12 protein-coding genes and 1 pseudogene are annotated in these 15465 nt (G+C 70.3%); all 13 read left to right on the top strand.

What is annotated here, in order from left to right:
* Window positions 1-16 precede the first annotated feature (16 nt).
* The 13 genes and pseudogenes from mqnC to nuoH all read left to right on the top strand — a co-directional run bounded on the left by mqnC (window position 17) and on the right by nuoH (window position 15464).
* Window positions 17-1207, top strand: coding sequence for a cyclic dehypoxanthinyl futalosine synthase (gene mqnC / locus ABZU74_RS01195; protein ID WP_355416876.1), 1191 nt, complete (start codon window positions 17-19; stop codon window positions 1205-1207).
* A 373-nt stretch (window positions 1208-1580) separates the two neighbouring features.
* Window positions 1581-2648 (top strand): annotated as a pseudogene (locus tag ABZU74_RS01190) (cell wall anchor protein); the annotation flags it as partial.
* A 742-nt stretch (window positions 2649-3390) separates the two neighbouring features.
* Window positions 3391-4101 (top strand): demethylmenaquinone methyltransferase, encoded by a 711-nt coding sequence (locus tag ABZU74_RS01185; RefSeq protein ID WP_196920656.1) that lies wholly within the window; start codon window positions 3391-3393, stop codon window positions 4099-4101.
* A gap of 87 nt (window positions 4102-4188) precedes the next feature.
* Window positions 4189-4413 carry a hypothetical protein gene (locus ABZU74_RS01180; protein WP_196920657.1) on the top strand — a complete coding sequence of 75 codons (225 nt, stop codon included), beginning with the start codon at window positions 4189-4191 and terminating at the stop codon, window positions 4411-4413.
* Between the two features lie 139 nt (window positions 4414-4552).
* Window positions 4553-5830, top strand: a complete 1278-nt coding sequence (locus ABZU74_RS01175) for a geranylgeranyl reductase family protein (protein ID WP_355416872.1) — start codon at window positions 4553-4555, stop codon at window positions 5828-5830.
* Window positions 5831-5965: 135 nt separating this feature from the next.
* Window positions 5966-6331, top strand: coding sequence for an NADH-quinone oxidoreductase subunit A (locus tag ABZU74_RS01170; RefSeq protein WP_007454588.1), 366 nt, complete (start codon window positions 5966-5968; stop codon window positions 6329-6331).
* Window positions 6332-6345: 14 nt separating this feature from the next.
* The gene (locus tag ABZU74_RS01165; protein WP_088986765.1) at window positions 6346-7023 is read left to right on the top strand and encodes an NADH-quinone oxidoreductase subunit B; all 678 of its coding nucleotides are present in this window, start codon (window positions 6346-6348) and stop codon (window positions 7021-7023) included.
* Window positions 7020-7757, top strand: coding sequence for an NADH-quinone oxidoreductase subunit C (locus tag ABZU74_RS01160; RefSeq protein ID WP_355416869.1), 738 nt, complete (start codon window positions 7020-7022; stop codon window positions 7755-7757). Before ABZU74_RS01165 ends, ABZU74_RS01160 begins: the two co-directional genes overlap by 4 nt.
* On the top strand, window positions 7754-9079 hold the full coding sequence (locus ABZU74_RS01155) for an NADH-quinone oxidoreductase subunit D (RefSeq protein WP_204942991.1): 1326 nt from the start codon (window positions 7754-7756) through the stop codon (window positions 9077-9079). Before ABZU74_RS01160 ends, ABZU74_RS01155 begins: the two co-directional genes overlap by 4 nt.
* Entirely contained in the window at window positions 9076-10239 is a 1164-nt protein-coding gene (gene nuoE / locus ABZU74_RS01150) for an NADH-quinone oxidoreductase subunit NuoE (protein WP_355416866.1), read from the top strand. The genes ABZU74_RS01155 and nuoE overlap by 4 nt, the downstream gene beginning before the upstream one ends.
* Entirely contained in the window at window positions 10236-11552 is a 1317-nt protein-coding gene (gene nuoF, locus ABZU74_RS01145; protein ID WP_112585688.1) for an NADH-quinone oxidoreductase subunit NuoF, read from the top strand. Before nuoE ends, nuoF begins: the two co-directional genes overlap by 4 nt.
* A gap of 55 nt (window positions 11553-11607) precedes the next feature.
* The gene (locus tag ABZU74_RS01140; protein WP_355416863.1) at window positions 11608-14115 is read left to right on the top strand and encodes an NADH-quinone oxidoreductase subunit G; all 2508 of its coding nucleotides are present in this window, start codon (window positions 11608-11610) and stop codon (window positions 14113-14115) included.
* Window positions 14112-15464, top strand: a complete 1353-nt coding sequence (gene nuoH / locus ABZU74_RS01135) for an NADH-quinone oxidoreductase subunit NuoH (RefSeq protein WP_355416860.1) — start codon at window positions 14112-14114, stop codon at window positions 15462-15464. The genes ABZU74_RS01140 and nuoH overlap by 4 nt, the downstream gene beginning before the upstream one ends.
* Window position 15465: the final 1 nt, after the last annotated feature.

The raw sequence follows: 15465 nt of genomic DNA, 5'->3' as shown, positions 1-15465 counted from the left end.
GACGTAGGCTCGGGGTGTGACGGTGAGCCGGGAGATCGACGACATCCTGCAGCGTGGCGCGGACGGCGGGCGGATCACGCCCGAGGAGGCGCTGCTGCTCTACACCGAGGCGCCCTTCCACGCGTTGGGCGAGGCGGCGGACGCGGTGCGTCGGCGACGCTACCCGGACAACGTCGTCACGTACCTGATCGACCGCAACATCAACTACACGAACGTCTGCGTGACGGCGTGCAAGTTCTGCGCCTTCTATCGCGCGCCCAAGCACAAGGAAGGGTGGACCCACCCGACCGAGGAGATCCTGCGCCGGTGCGGCGAGGCGGTCGAGCTGGGCGCCACCCAGGTGATGCTCCAAGGCGGGCACCACCCGGACTACGGCGTCGAGTACTACGAGGAGCTGTTCTCCTCGGTCAAGCAGGCGTACCCGCAGCTGGTCATCCACTCGATCGGCCCCAGCGAGATCCTGCACATGGCCAAGGTCTCCGGGGTGAGCCTGGACGAGGCCATCGCCCGGATCAAGACCGCCGGCCTGGACTCGATCGCCGGCGCCGGCGCGGAGATGCTGCCCGAGCGGCCCCGCAAGGCCATCGCCCCCCTCAAGGAGTCGGGCGAGCGCTGGCTGGAGGTCATGGAGCTGGCCCACCGGCAGGGCATCGAGTCGACCGCCACCATGATGATGGGCACCGGCGAGACGCACGCCGAGCGGATCGAGCACCTGCGCATGATCCGGGACGTGCAGGACCGCACCCGCGGGTTCCGGTCCTTCATCCCGTGGACGTACCAGCCGGAGAACAACCACCTGAAGGGCCGCACCCAGGCGACCACGCTGGAATACCTGCGTCTGGTCGCGGTGGCCCGGCTCTTCTTCGAGACCGTGCCGCACCTGCAGGCGTCCTGGCTGACCACCGGCAAGGACGTCGGGCAGTTGTCGCTGCACATGGGCGTGGACGACCTCGGCTCGATCATGCTGGAGGAGAACGTCATCTCCTCCGCCGGCGCCCGACACCGCTCCAACCTGCACGAGCTGATCGGCATGATCCGCTCGGCGGACCGGATCCCCGCGCAGCGCGACACCCTCTACAACCGGCTCGCCGTGCACCACACCCCGGCCGACGACCCGACCGACGAGCGGGTGGTCTCGCACTTCTCCTCGATCGCGCTGCCCGGCGGCGGCGCGGGCAAGTCCCTGCCCCTGGTCGACGTCAACTGACGGTCGACGCCCGGCCGTTCGGCTGATCGACGCTCATGCTCCCGCCGGATCACCCCGGCGGTACGGGTGGTCCCCGCCGCCGCAGCGTCAGCTGTCCCATGCGGGGCTGGTGGAGATGATCGTCGGCCGCTAGCGTCCCGGCTCATATCCGTCACCACCGCCGGCTGACGGGGCTGTCCTCCATCGGCCCGTTGCGGGTCGTTCACATAACGCACGGCAGTACGGGCGGGATGGGTGACCATCCCGCCCGTACTGTGTGCCCAGCTCAAACCGGACGGCTGAAACGGGTCCGCCTGCTGGCGTGGAAGATCGACCTCCGATAGCGTCCGCTCGTTCCGCGACCATTCTTTCTTCCCTACCCCCGGGGGGACTGATGACAGCGTTCCACCGCTCGACCCTGGTTCGCGCCAGCGTCGTGGCGCTGCTCGCGGCCGGCGGCATCGCCGCCGTGGCCGCCCCGGTGCTGGCGGCCGAGGAGGCCGATCTGGCCCTGGTGCCGCTCAGCTACAACCTGGCCAAGGGTGTCACCGAGGCCAAGAGCAAGCCGTTCAAGTTCACGGTCGACAACACCCGGAGCGAGGAAGACGCCAAGGGCGTCAGTTACACGGTGGACACCAGCAGGCTGAAGACGAACAAGGTCCGGGTCGTGGTGCCCGACGGCTGCCGGGTGAACGGCAAGAAGTTCACCTGCCACCTCGGCGACCTGGCCGCCGGCACCAGCGAGGACTTCGGTATTCCGATCTTCTCCACCGGTGGTAAGGGCGCCGCCGGCACCCTGGTGGTCACCATCCGCTCCGACACCGAGGACCCCAACGAGGAAGACAACAGGGTCGAGCACGACATCACCGTCACCGAGCCGGGGTGCGACCTGACCAGCTGGGTGCAGGACGTCAACGCGAACGTCGTGCTGAACGGCGTCAACGGCGACGACCCCGACCTGCGGCCGGTGCGGCCGGGCGAGACGGTGCCTGTCGACTGGGCGGTCTACAACGACGGCAGCCGTAACGCCACCGGCCTCGCCTACGTGCTCACCCTGCCGGCGGGCGTCACCTTCGACACCCTGCCGGACACGTGCACCACGCAGACGTTCGGCGTCGCTCAGGCGCTCTGTCAGGACGACGGCGCGGTGATCCGTCCCGGCGACTACTACACCGCCGACATCAAGGTGACAGTGGGCAAGGACGTCACCGAGCCGGTGCTGCGGGTCGGCGAGCTGGTGGCGCACGGTCTGGACGCGGCAGCCGGCAAGCCCGAGGAGCAGCCGCGACGGGCCAGCACCGCTCAGCGGAAGACCTTCGCCGAGGTGGACGAGGGCGACAACCAGGCGATCTTCGACGTCTTCGTCGACCTGGCCGTGGACCCGACGCCGACGGACTCGCCGACCCCGACGCCGACGGTCACCCCGACCGAGTCGCCAACGCCGACGCCGACGGTCACGCCGACGCCGACGCCGACGGTCACGCCGACGGAGACGCAATCCCCGACGGAGTCGCCAACGCCGACGCCGACGGTCACGCCGACGGAGACGCCAACCCCGACGGAGACACCGACCCCGACGCCGACGGCCACCCCGACGGTGACGCCGACGCCGACGGAGACGCCGACTCCGACGGAGACGCCGACTCCGACGGAGACGCCAACGGTCACCCCGACCGAGACGCCGACCCCGACCCCGACCCCGACGCCCACTGTCACCCCGCCGACGCAGACGCCGACGGTCACGCCGACGCCGACCGTGACTGCCACCCCGACGCCGAACCCGAGCGGTACGCCGACGCCGGGCACCACGGTCTCGCCGGGTGCCGGGGGCGGCTCCGGTGGTGGCGGCACGGGCGGTGGTGGCCTGCCGGTGACCGGTGTGCAGGTCGGCCTGATCGGTGGGATCGGCGTGATCATCCTGCTGGTGGGCGGGGCGCTGCTGGTGCTCACCCGTCGCCGCAACGTGGTTCTGGTCTCTCCGGCCGACGAGAAGTCGACCGACTGACACCGACGCCTTGACCGGCCGCGCCCAGGAGTGGCGCGACCGGGACGGGTGCGCTGGCGAACCGCGTTCTGACCGAGGTGTCACGAACGCAGGCACGACGCGAGGGCGGGGTGGGCGACCACCCCGCCCTTTCGCGTACCGGGTGCGTGCCGCGCCACCCAGCGAGGGACGGTTGGCGGGCGGCTGGCAGAGTGAGGGGGTGAGCCGTACCCCGCAGGGCCAGCGCGCCAGTCTGGACAAGCAGCCGCACGAGGTCGCCGCGATGTTCGACGGCGTGGCAGAGCGTTACGACCTGACCAACACGGTGATCTCGCTGGGCCAGGACCGCTCCTGGCGGCGGGCCACCCGGGCGGCGCTCGGGCTGCGGCCGGGCGAGCGGGTGCTGGACGTGGGCGCGGGCACCGGCGTCTCGACGCGCGAGCTGGCGCAGTCCGGGGCGTACGCGGTCGGGGTCGACCTCTCGCTCGGCATGCTGCACACCGGTAAGCGGGCCCGGCCCGAGGTGCCGCTGCTGGCCGGAGACGCGCTGCGCCTGCCGTTCGCCGACGCCAGCTTCGACGCGGTGACCATCTCCTTCGCGCTGCGCAACGTCAACGACACCGACGCGGCGCTGCGTGAGCTGGCCCGGGTGACCCGGCCGGGCGGCCGGCTGGTGGTCTGTGAGTTCAGCACCCCGGTCAACCCGGTCTTCCGGACGGTCTACCTGTCGTACCTGATGCGGTCGCTGCCGGCGGTCGCCCGCACGGTGTCGAGCAACCCCGAGGCGTACGTCTATCTGGCCGAGTCGGTCCGGGCCTGGCCGGCGCAGTCCGCGCTGGCGGGCCGGGTGGCCGCGGCCGGGTGGGGGCGTGTGGCGTGGCGCAACCTGACCGGTGGTGTGGTGGCCCTGCACCGGGGGATCCGCGAGTAGCGGAAGGACCGCACCAACGGGCACGGACATTATTCAGGTTTCGCTAATATCGGTTTTTAGTCCACTTTGCCCCGTACGCTCGATCGCATGACCGGAGCAGACCCGGCGGACCCGGTGGCCGCCACCGACGACGACGCGGCCGAACTCATCGCCCAGTTGCGCGAGTTGGCCGGGGCCGACCCGGTGGAGGTCCGCCAGGTGGTCGCCGAGGTGTTGGCGGCGCTGGACCGGGCGGCGGGTGGGGCGCTCCGCGAGCATCTGCCGGAGACGATCCGGGTCGACGCGGGCCTGGACGCCGCCAGCTCGACCTGACACCTGACCGCTGTGGACAGTGGTTGGCTGTCACATCGGCGAGTTAGGTACCCCTGATCCTGCGCTGGTATGACGCCGGTCATACACTCGTCCCGTCTGGCTTGTGAAGCATTTCACGAGCGTGCGGGAGGAGGCGCGAATGACCGCGGTGGAACACGACGCCGACGTCATTGTCGTGGGCGCCGGTCCCGGTGGATCAGCGACTGCGTACCACCTGGCCCGGCACGGCGTACGGGTGCTGTTGTTGGAGAAGACCGAGTTCCCCCGGGAGAAGGTCTGCGGCGACGGGCTGACCCCGCGCGCGGTGCGCCAACTCGTCCGGATGGGTGTGGACACCTCGCCCGAGGCGGGCTGGCTGCACAACCGCGGCCTGCGGGTCATCGGCGGTGGGGTACGCCTCGAACTGGACTGGCCGGAGCTGGCCAGCTTCCCCAACTACGGTCTGGTGCGCACCCGCCTGGACTTCGACGACCTGCTCGCCCAGCGGGCGGTGGCCGCCGGCGCGAAGCTGCGGACCAGCGTCAACGTGCTGGGCCCGGTGCTCGACGGCGATGGCCGTGTCACAGGCGTCGAGGCGGAGGTCGGGCCGGGCAAGGAGCCCACCACCTTCCGCGCCCCGCTCGTCGTCGCGGCGGACGGCGTCTCCGGCCGGTTCCCGCTCGCGCTCGGGCTGGCCAAGCGGGAGGACCGGCCGATCGGTGTGGCCGTCCGCCGCTACTACCGCTCGCCGGCCAAGCACGAGGACAACTACCTGGAGTCCTGGCTGGAGCTGCGCAGCAAGGACAGCGGCGACAACCTGCTGCCCGGGTACGGCTGGATCTTCGGCCTCGGTGACGGGCGGGTCAACGTCGGCCTCGGCGTGCTCAACTCGTCCTCGGCGTTCGGCAAGACCAACTACCGCCGGCTGCTCACCGACTGGCTCGCCAACACCCCGGAAGACTGGGGGATGACCGACGAGACGAACGCCGACGGCCCGATCCTCGGTGCCGCGCTGCCGATGGGCTTCAACCGGGTGCCCCACTACACCCGGGGCGTGCTGCTGGTCGGCGACTCGGGCGGCATGGTCAACCCGTTCAACGGTGAGGGCATCGCGTACGCGATGGAGTCCGGCGAGCTGGCCGCGGAGGTCATGGTCCAGGCCCTCGCCCGGCCGGCCGGCCCGGAACGGGAGCGCGCGCTGCTGGCGTACCCAAACGAGCTGAAGGCGCGGCTCGGCGGTTACTACCGACTGGGTGGCATCTTCGTGAAACTGATCGGCCGCCCCGAGATCATGCGGATCGCCACCAAACACGGCATGCCGCATCCGACGCTGATGCGTTTCGTACTCAAGCTGTTGGCCAACCTGACCGACCCGCGCGGCGGGGACGCGATGGATCGGGTCATCAACGCGATGACGAAGGCCGCCCCAGCCGTATAAGTAGGACGGCATCGGTGCTGGTCACGGCCCCGATGCCGACAAAGATCGACCCCCGCCGACTGCCACTGCGAGGGACGTGAATAGTGTGATTTTCGTCAAGCACCGAGGGCAGGGAAGGACGAGCAGGAGAAAACGATGTCGCTCTCGCCTTACGCACCGATCATCGGGCTGTTCGCCCTCGCCGCGGCGTTCTCGCTGTTTTCCGTTGGCGCCGCCCGCTTCGCCGGTCCCCGTCGCTACAACAAGGCCAAACTCGAGGCTTACGAGTGCGGCATCGAGCCCAGCCCGCAGCCGGTCGGCGGCGGGCGGTTCCCGATCAAGTTCTACCTGACGGCGATGCTCTTCATCGTCTTCGACATCGAGATCATCTTCCTCTACCCCTGGGCGGTCTCGTTCGACGCTCTGCCGATCTTCGGCTTCGTGGAGATGGTCCTGTTCATCGTCGCGGTCTTCGTTGCGTACGCCTACGTGTGGCGGCGCGGCGGCCTGGACTGGGACTGAGGAAGGAACGTCAGATGGGCATCGAGGAGAAGCTTCCCGCCGGCGTCCTGCTCACCTCGGTGGAGAAGCTGGTCAACTGGTCTCGGAAGTCGTCCGTGTGGGGCGCCACCTTCGGCCTGGCCTGCTGCGCCATCGAGATGATGGCCGCCGGTGGTCCGCACTACGACATGGGCCGCTGGGGCATGGAGGTCTTCCGGGCGTCGCCCCGGCAGGCCGACCTGATGATCGTGGCCGGCCGGGTGAGTCAGAAGATGGCCCCGGTGCTGCGCCAGATCTACGACCAGATGGCCGAGCCGCGCTGGGTGCTCTCGATGGGCGTCTGCGCCAGCAGCGGCGGCATGTTCAACAACTACGCGATCGTGCAGGGCGTCGACCACGTGGTGCCGGTCGACATGTACCTCCCCGGCTGCCCGCCCCGGCCGGAGATGCTCATCGACGCGATCCTCAAGCTCCGCGAGAAGATCATGTACGAGCCGCTGGGCCCGAACGGTCGCAAGATGCTCGCTGCCCGCCAGGAGCGCGGTGACGTTCCGGTCGTGCCCTACGGCTCGATGCCCTCCTCGTACCGCAGCGACAAGGCCCGGCGCGCCGAGTGGACCCGGGCGGTCCGCGAAGGCCGCGAGGAGCAGCTGCGCATCGAGAACTGGATGAACGCTCAGAACCATCTCCACCCGCAGGTAGGCCCGAAATGACGTCACCCACGGACAAGCCAAACGACGGCGGGGTGCCGGTGCCGGTCACGCCGGTCGGCGCCAGCAGCACCGCCCCGGCCGAGTACCCGCCGGCCAGCCCGGCCGGCCGCGGGATGTTCGGCAACCAGGGCACCGGCGACGTGTCCGGCTACGGCGGCCTGGTCCGCCAGCGCCAGCCCATCGAGGAGGCGTCCCGGCCGTACGGGGGCTACTTCGACGAGGTCCGCGACGCGCTGGAGGAGGCGTACCCGGCCTTCGGTGACGCAATCGAGAAGGTCGTGGTCGACCGGGGTGAGCTGACCCTGCACGTACGCCCCGAGCGGATCGCCGAGGTCTGCCAGGTGATGCGGGACGACCTGGCGCTGCGGTTCGAGCTGTGCTCCTCGGTGTCCGGGGTGGACTACCTGGGTGCCGACGAACGCCGGCTGCACGTGGTCTACCTGCTCACCTCGATGACGTACCGGCGGCGGGTCCGGCTGGAGACCGCTGTCTCCGTCGAGGCCCCGCACCTGCCCAGCGTGACCGCCGTCTACCCGACTGCGGACTGGCAGGAGCGGGAGGCGTACGACATGTTCGGCATCGTCTTCGACGGCCACCCCAGCCTGACCCGGATCCTCATGCCGGACGACTGGGAGGGCCACCCGCAGCGCAAGGACTACCCGCTCGGCGGCGTCCCCGTCGAGTACAAGGGCGCGGAGATCCAGCCGCCGGACACGCGGAGGTCGTACCAGTGACGACGTCGAACTACGCCAGCGAGCGCGAGACCGACGAGGGCCGGGTCTTCACCGTCACCGGTGGGGACTGGGACACGATCGTCGCGGGCACCGACCCGATCAACGACGAGCGGATCGTGGTCAACATGGGTCCGCAGCACCCGTCCACGCACGGGGTGCTGCGGCTGATCCTGGAGCTGGAGGGCGAGACGGTCCGCGAGGCCCGCTCGGTCGTCGGCTACCTGCACACCGGCATCGAGAAGAACCTCGAATACCGCAACTGGGTCCAGGGTTCGACGTTCGTGACCCGGATGGACTACCTCGCCCCGATCTTCAACGAGACGGCGTACGCCCTCGCGGTCGAGAAGCTGCTCGGCATCACCGACGACATCACCGAGCGGGCCACCACCATCCGCGTGCTGATGATGGAGCTCAACCGGATCTCGTCGCACCTGGTCTGGCTGGCCACCACCGGCATGGAGCTGGGCGCGATCTCGATCATGCTGTACGGCTTCCGCGAGCGGGAGTACATCCTCGACATCTTCGAGACCATCACGGGTCTGCGGATGAACCACGCGTACGTCCGGCCGGGCGGTGTGGCGCAGGACGTGCCGGACGAGGCGATCGTCAAGATCCGCGAGTTCCTCAAGATGATGCCGAAGAAGCTCAAGGAGTACGAGGACCTCCTCTCCGGCCAGCCGATCTGGACCGAGCGGACGAAGAACGTCGCGGTGCTGGACGTCACCGGCTGCGTGGCCCTCGGCATCACCGGCCCGGTGCTGCGCTCCGCCGGCCTCGCCTGGGACCTGCGCAAGACCATGCCGTACTGCGGCTACGAGACGTACGAGTTCGACGTGCCGACCCACCCCGACGGTGACGTGTGGGGCCGCTACCAGGTCCGGCTCGCCGAGATCCGGGAGTCGATGAAGCTGGTCGAGCAGGCGCTGGACCGGCTCCGCCCGGGCCCGGTGATGGTCGCCGACCGCAAGATCGCCTGGCCGGCGCAGCTGGCCATCGGCGTGGACGGCATGGGCAACTCGCTGGAGCACGTCGCGAAGATCATGGGTCAGTCGATGGAGTCGCTGATCCACCACTTCAAGCTGGTGACCGAGGGCTTCCGGGTCCCGCCCGGCCAGGTGTACGTCGCCATCGAGGCGCCCCGCGGCGAGTTGGGCGTCCACGCGGTCTCCGACGGTGGCACCCGGCCCTACCGGGTGCACTACCGGGAGCCGAGCTTCGTCAACCTGCAGGCCCTCCCGGCGATGGCCGAGGGCGGTCTGATCGCCGACGTGATCGCCGGCGGCGCCTCGTTGGACCCGGTGATGGGTGGTTGTGACCGATGAGTGTTGTTTTCACTGACGAGACCCGGGAGCGGGCGCGCGAGATCATCGCCCGTTACCCGGCGGACCGGTCCCGCTCGGCGTTGCTGCCGCTGCTGCACCTGGTGCAGGCCGAGGAGGGGTACGTCTCCCCGGCCGGGGTCGCGTTCTGCGCCGAGGTGCTGGGGCTGAACAAGGCCCAGGTCGGCGCGGTGGCCACCTTCTACACGATGTACAAGCGCAAGCCGACAGGTGACTTCCTGGTCAGCGTCTGCACCAACACGATGTGCAACGTGCTCGGTGGTCAGGAGGTCTACGACACCCTCGCCGAGCACCTGGGCGTCGGGCACGACGAGACCACCGCGGACGGCACGATCACGCTGGAGCACGCCGAGTGCCTGGCGGCGTGCGACTACGGCCCGGTGATGACTGTCAACTACGACTTCTTCGACGGCGTGGACGCCTCCACCGCTGTCGGTGTGGTCGACGAGCTGCGGGCCGGCGGCCGGCCGATGCCGACCCGGGGCGCCCGGCTCTGCACCCTCAAGGAAATGGCGGTGCAGCTCGCCGGTTTCGCCGACGAGCGCGACGGTGCCGTCGCCGACGGCGGGCCGGGCGAGCCCACCCTGCGCGGGCTGCGGCTGGCCCAGCAGCACGGCGTCTCGGTGCCGGGCTTCGACCCGAACACCCCGATCCGCAGCAAGGCCGAGGCCGACAAGGCCGCCGCCGAGGCGAAGGCGAAGGCGGAGGCCGCCAAGCCGGCGCCCGTCGAGGCCAGCGCGGCGCCGGTCAAGGGTGGCGACGGGGCATCCGCCCCGACCGGGGTCGCCGAGCCGGCGAAGCCGGAGGCAGCCACCGGCAGCACCACCCGGGACGTCAAGGCACCGGACGACAAGTCGCCGCAGGTGCGTACCGCCGAGACCCGGCAGCCGGACGCGGGCACGGCAGTGCCGGACGCCCCTGGCACGAAGGTCCCGGCGGACGGCACCGGCACCGCGCCCGAGGCTGGCGACGCGCGGGCGGCCGAGGCCGCGGGCGTGGCCGCCAACGCGCCGGCCGGCGACGGCAAGCCCGCCGGCGACGAGGCCGGGGCGCAGGAGCGCAACCTCACCGAAGCGAAGGCTGGGACGGACGCCGACGGCGCCGGCCCGGCGGACGCGAACGAAACGGGGGCCCAGAAGTGACCACTCCCCGCCCGGAGACGCTGGCCAAGCTGACGCCGGTGCTGACCAAGCGCTGGCTGTCGCCGGACGCCTGGCGGATCGGCACGTACGAGCAGCTGGACGGCTACGCCGCGCTGCGCAAGGCGCTCAAGGCCCACCCGGACGACCTGATCCAGCTGATCAAGGACTCCGGGCTGCGGGGCCGAGGTGGCGCCGGCTTCCCCACCGGCCTCAAGTGGGGCTTCATTCCGCAGGGCGACGGCAAGCCGCACTACCTGGTGGTCAACGCCGACGAGGGCGAGCCGGGCACCTGCAAGGACCTGCCGCTGATGACCCACGACCCGCACGCGCTGGTCGAGGGCGTGATCATCGCGTCGTACGCGATCCGGGCCGCCCGCGCCTACATCTACATCCGGGGCGAGGCGGTGCACGCCGCGCGCCGGCTGCGCAACGCGGTCCAGGAGGCGTACGACAAGGGTTACCTGGGTCGGAACATCCTGCGCAGCGGCTACGACCTGGAGCTGGTGGTGCACTCCGGCGCCGGGGCGTACATCTGCGGCGAGGAGACGGCGCTGCTGGACTCGCTGGAGGGGTTCCGGGGTCAGCCCCGGCTGCGCCCGCCGTTCCCGGCCACCCACGGCCTGTACGCCAGCCCGACGGTGGTGAACAACGTCGGCACCATCGCCAGCGTGCCGCCGATCGTGCTCGGTGGGGCCGACTGGTGGAAGAGCATGGGCACCGAGAAGTCCTCCGGGCCGATGATCTACTCGCTCTCCGGCCGGGTCGCCAACCCGGGCCAGTACGAGTGCTCGATGGGTGTCACGCTGCGCGAGCTGCTGGAGCTGGCCGGTGGCATGCAGCCCGGTCACAACCTGCGGTTCTGGACCCCGGGCGGCTCGTCCACCCCGCTGCTCGCCGCCGAGCACCTGGACGTGCCACTGGACTTCGAGGGGGTGGCGGCAGCCGGTTCGATCCTCGGCACCACTGCCACCCAGATCTTCTCCGACCAGGACTGCCCGGTCTACGCGACGTACCGGTGGCTGGAGTTCTACCACCACGAGTCGTGCGGCAAGTGCACCCCGTGCCGTGAGGGCAACTACTGGATGGTCCGGGTCTACCGGCGGATCCTCGCCGGTCAGGGCACCCACGAAGACCTGGACACCCTGCTGGACACCTGCGACAACATCCTCGGCCGCTCGTTCTGCGGCCTGGGTGACGGCGCGACCAGCTCGGTGACCTCCTCGCTGCAGTACTTCAAGCAGGACTACCTCGACTACATCGAGGGTCGGACCGCACCCAAGCTGTCGGAGAAGACCCTGGTAGGGGCGCACTGATGAGCGCGAGGAATGAGCTTGCGAGTCCCGCAGTCGCGAATGGAAGGCGACTCTGATGACCGACGTAGCCAAGCAGACCGAGACCGTCACCCTCACCATCGACGGCGTCGAGGTCACCGCCCCCAAGGGGACGCTGCTGATCCGGGTCGCCGAGCAGATGGGCACCGAGATCCCCCGGTTCTGCGACCACCCGCTGCTGGCCCCGGCCGGCGCGTGCCGGCAGTGCCTGGTCGAGGTGGAGGGGCAGCGCAAGCCCGTCGCCTCCTGCACCCAGACCGTCGCCGACGGCATGGTGGTGCGTACCCAGATCACCTCCCCGGTGGCCAAGAAGGCGCAGGAGGGGGTGATGGAGCTGCTGCTGCTCAATCACCCGCTGGACTGCCCGATGTGTGACAAGGGCGGCGAGTGCCCGCTGCAGAACCAGGCGATGTCCACCGGCCGCACCGACTCGCGCTTCCACGAGCACAAGCGGGAGTACGAGAAGCCGATGGCGATCAGCAGCCAGGTGCTGCTGGACCGCGAGCGGTGCGTGCTCTGCCAGCGGTGCACCCGGTTCTCCGAGGAAATCGCCGGCGACAAGTTCATCGACCTGATGGGCCGGTCGTCCGCCGAGGAAATCAACATCTACCGGGACGACGCGTACGGCGAAGAGGGCGACGCCGGCGACGTTCCGTTCAACTCCTACTTCTCCGGCAACACCGTCCAGATCTGCCCGGTGGGTGCGCTGACTGGTGCGCAGTACCGCTTCCGCGCCCGCCCGTTCGACCTGGTCTCCAGCCCGAGCGTCTGCGAGCACTGCTCGGCCGGCTGCGGGCAGCGCACCGACTGGCGGCGCGGCAAGGTGCTGCGCCGGCTGGCCGGCGACGAGCCGCAGGTCAACGAGGAGTGGAACTGCGACAAGGGCCGCTGGGGCTTCCAGTACACCCGCGCCGCCGACCGGTTGACCACTCCGCTGGTCCGCGACGAGCACACGGGTGAGCTGCGCGAGGCGTCCTGGAGTGAGGCGCTCACCGTCGCCGCCGAGGGGCTGCACATCGCTCGGGAGAGCGGGCAGGGCACTGCGGTGCTCACCGGCGGTCGGCTGACCGTCGAGGACGCGTACGCGTACGCCAAGTTTGCCCGGGTCGCGTTGAACACCAACGACATCGACTTCCGGGCCCGTCCGGTCTCCCGCGAGGAGTCCGACTTCCTGGCCAGCTCGGTCGCCGGGGTCACCGACGTCACCTACACAGACGTGGAGAACGCGCCGGCGGTGGTGCTGGTCGGCCTGGAGCCCGAGGAGGAGTGCCCGATCCTCTTCCTGCGGCTGCGCAAGGCGTACCTGAAGAAGACCCTGACGGTGTACGCGCTGGCGCCCTTCGCCACCCGCGGCCTGGAGAAGCTCGGTGCCAAGCTGGCCCGGGTGGTGCCGGGCGAGGAGGCGAGCGTGCTCGCCGAGCACGCCACTGTCAGCGAGGCGCTGAGCGCGCCGGGCGCGATCCTGATCGTCGGCGAGCGGTTGGCCACTGTGCCGGGCGGGCTCTCCGCCGCGGCCGACGTGGCCCGGCGTACCGGCGCGAAGCTGGCCTGGGTGCCGCGGCGCGCAGGTGACCGCGGCGCGGTCGACGCGGGCTGCCTGCCCAACCTGCTCCCCGGTGGGCGACTGGTCACCGAGCCGGCCGCCCGGGCCGAGCTGGGTGAGGCGTGGGACATCCCGGCCGGGGTGATCCCGAGCCAGGCCGGCCGGGACACCGACGGCATCCTGAACGCGGCCGCCAACGGGCAGCTCGGCGCGCTTGTCGTCGGCGGTGTCGACCCGGCCGACCTGGCCGACCCGCGACTAGCCGAGTCTGCCCTCGACGCGGTGCCGTTCCTGGTCAGCCTTGAGCTGCGCGCCAGCGCGGTGACCCGGCGGGCGAACGTGGTGCTGCCGGTCGCCCCGGTGGCCGAGAAGGCCGGCAGCTTCCTGGACTGGGAGGGTCGGCTGCGCCCGTTCGAGGCGGTGCTGAACACCGCCGCGATGACCGACGGCCGGGTGCTCGACGCGCTGGCCGCGCTGCTCGACGTGCGCCTCGGCACTGCCGATGTGCCGAGCGTGCGTCGTGAGCTGGGCATGCTGCCGGCGACGCGTACGTCCCGGCCGGCTGCGCCGTCGGTCGCGCCGGGCCGGGTCCCGCAGCCGAACGCCGGCGAGGCCGTGCTGGCCACCTGGCACCAGTTGGTGGACCTCGGCACCCTGACCGAGGGCGACGAGAACCTCGCCGGAACCGCCCGTCCGCCGGTGGTCCGGCTGGGTAAGGGCACCGCCGAGGCGCTCGGTGTGGTCGACGGTGATGCGGTCACGGTCGGCACCGACCGGGGGGCGCTGACCCTGCCGGCGGAACTCACCGAGATGCCGGACGGCGTGGTCTGGCTGCCGACCAACTCACCCGGCTCGACCGTGCGACGCAGCCTCGGGGCGACGTCCGGCGCGGTCGTCCGGATCTCCGTTCCCGCACCGAGTACGGCCATCCCGGCCGGACGCGTGGCGGCCGACGAGACCGGTCTCCCGGGTCCGCTCCTCAACTCCGGGGGTAACCAGTGAGTCCGATCTACCTGGCCCAGGATCCGACGCTGGCCGACTTCGGCCGGGATCCGTGGTGGCTGGTTCTCGGCAAGATTGTCTTCGCGTTCGCCTTCGGTCTGCTGGCCACCCTGCTAGGCGTCTGGTTCGAACGGCGTGTGGTCGGCTACATGCAGGTGCGGCCCGGCCCCAACCAGGTCGGCCCGTTCGGCCTGCTGCAGACCCTCGCCGACGGCCTGAAGATGGCCTTCAAGGAGGACATCCTGCCGAAGGCGGCCGACAAGGTCGTCTACTTCTTCGCCCCGACCATCTCGGTGATCTGCGCGGTCACCGCCCTGTCGGTGGTGCCCTTCGGCCCGATGGTGAGCATCTTCGGTCACCACACGCCGTTGCAGGTCACCGATGTGCCGGTGGCGGTGCTGCTGCTGCTCGCCTGCTCCTCGATGGGCGTCTACGGCATCGTGCTGGGCGGCTGGGCCTCCGGGTCGACGTACCCGCTGCTGGGTGGTCTCCGGTCGAGCGCCCAGATGATCTCCTACGAGGTCGCCATGGGGCTCAGCATCGTGGCGGTCTTCATGACCGCCGGCACGATGAGCACCAGCGGGATCGTCGCCGCGCAGGGCGACGGCACCCAGCTGACCGTCTTCGGCCAGACCATCCCGGCGCCGGGCTGGTACGCGATCCTGCTGCTGCCGAGCTTCATCATCTTCTTCATCGCCACTGTGGGTGAGACCAACCGGGCGCCGTTCGACCTCCCCGAGGCCGAGTCCGAGCTGGTCGCCGGCTTCATGACGGAATACAGCTCGCTGAAGTTCGCGCTCTTCATGCTCAGCGAGTACGTCGCGATGGTGACCATGTCCGCTGTCACCACCACGCTGTTCCTGGGCGGATGGCGGGCACCCTGGCCGATCACCATCTGGGAGGGCGCCAACTCCGGTTGGTGGCCGATGCTCTGGTTCTTCGGCAAGGTGATCGCGCTGGTCTTCGTCTTCGTGTGGCTGCGTGGCACGCTGCCCCGGCTGCGGTACGACCAGTTCATGCGGCTCGGCTGGAAGGTGCTGCTGCCGATCAACCTGGTCTGGATCCTGGTCCTGTCGGGCCTGCGCTCCATCGAGGACTGGGACACCCGCGGCAAGGTGATCGCCGTCGGGATCCCGGCAGGCATCCTGCTGATCGCCACGATCTTCTGGCCCAGCCGGCGCCCGAGGCCGAAGCCGACGACGCAGGAACAGGTCGACAACCGGCCGCACGGGAGCTTCCCGCTGCCGCCGATGGATCTTCAGGTACCACCGAGCCCGCGTATCACGCGCGTGGTCGCCGAGCGGGAGCCGGCCAACATCGTTGCCGGCTCGGACTCCAGGGAGGTGTGAC

It is taken from the genome of Micromonospora sp. NPDC005171 (assembly GCF_040608575.1).
Classification (GTDB): domain Bacteria; phylum Actinomycetota; class Actinomycetes; order Mycobacteriales; family Micromonosporaceae; genus Micromonospora.
This window is presented reverse-complemented; position numbering and strand designations above follow the sequence as displayed.

Bases quoted from the DNA above. Each gene is read 5' to 3' on its own strand.
- ABZU74_RS01180 (WP_196920657.1), top strand. From the start codon at position 4,189: ATGACCGGAGCAGACCCGGCGGACCCGGTGGCCGCCACCGACGACGAC.
- ABZU74_RS01175 (WP_355416872.1), top strand. From the start codon at position 4,553: ATGACCGCGGTGGAACACGACGCCGACGTCATTGTCGTGGGCGCCGGT.
- ABZU74_RS01170 (WP_007454588.1), top strand. From the start codon at position 5,966: ATGTCGCTCTCGCCTTACGCACCGATCATCGGGCTGTTCGCCCTCGCC.
- ABZU74_RS01165 (WP_088986765.1), top strand. From the start codon at position 6,346: ATGGGCATCGAGGAGAAGCTTCCCGCCGGCGTCCTGCTCACCTCGGTG.
- ABZU74_RS01160 (WP_355416869.1), top strand. From the start codon at position 7,020: ATGACGTCACCCACGGACAAGCCAAACGACGGCGGGGTGCCGGTGCCG.
- nuoE (WP_355416866.1), top strand. From the start codon at position 9,076: ATGAGTGTTGTTTTCACTGACGAGACCCGGGAGCGGGCGCGCGAGATC.
- ABZU74_RS01140 (WP_355416863.1), top strand. From the start codon at position 11,608: ATGACCGACGTAGCCAAGCAGACCGAGACCGTCACCCTCACCATCGAC.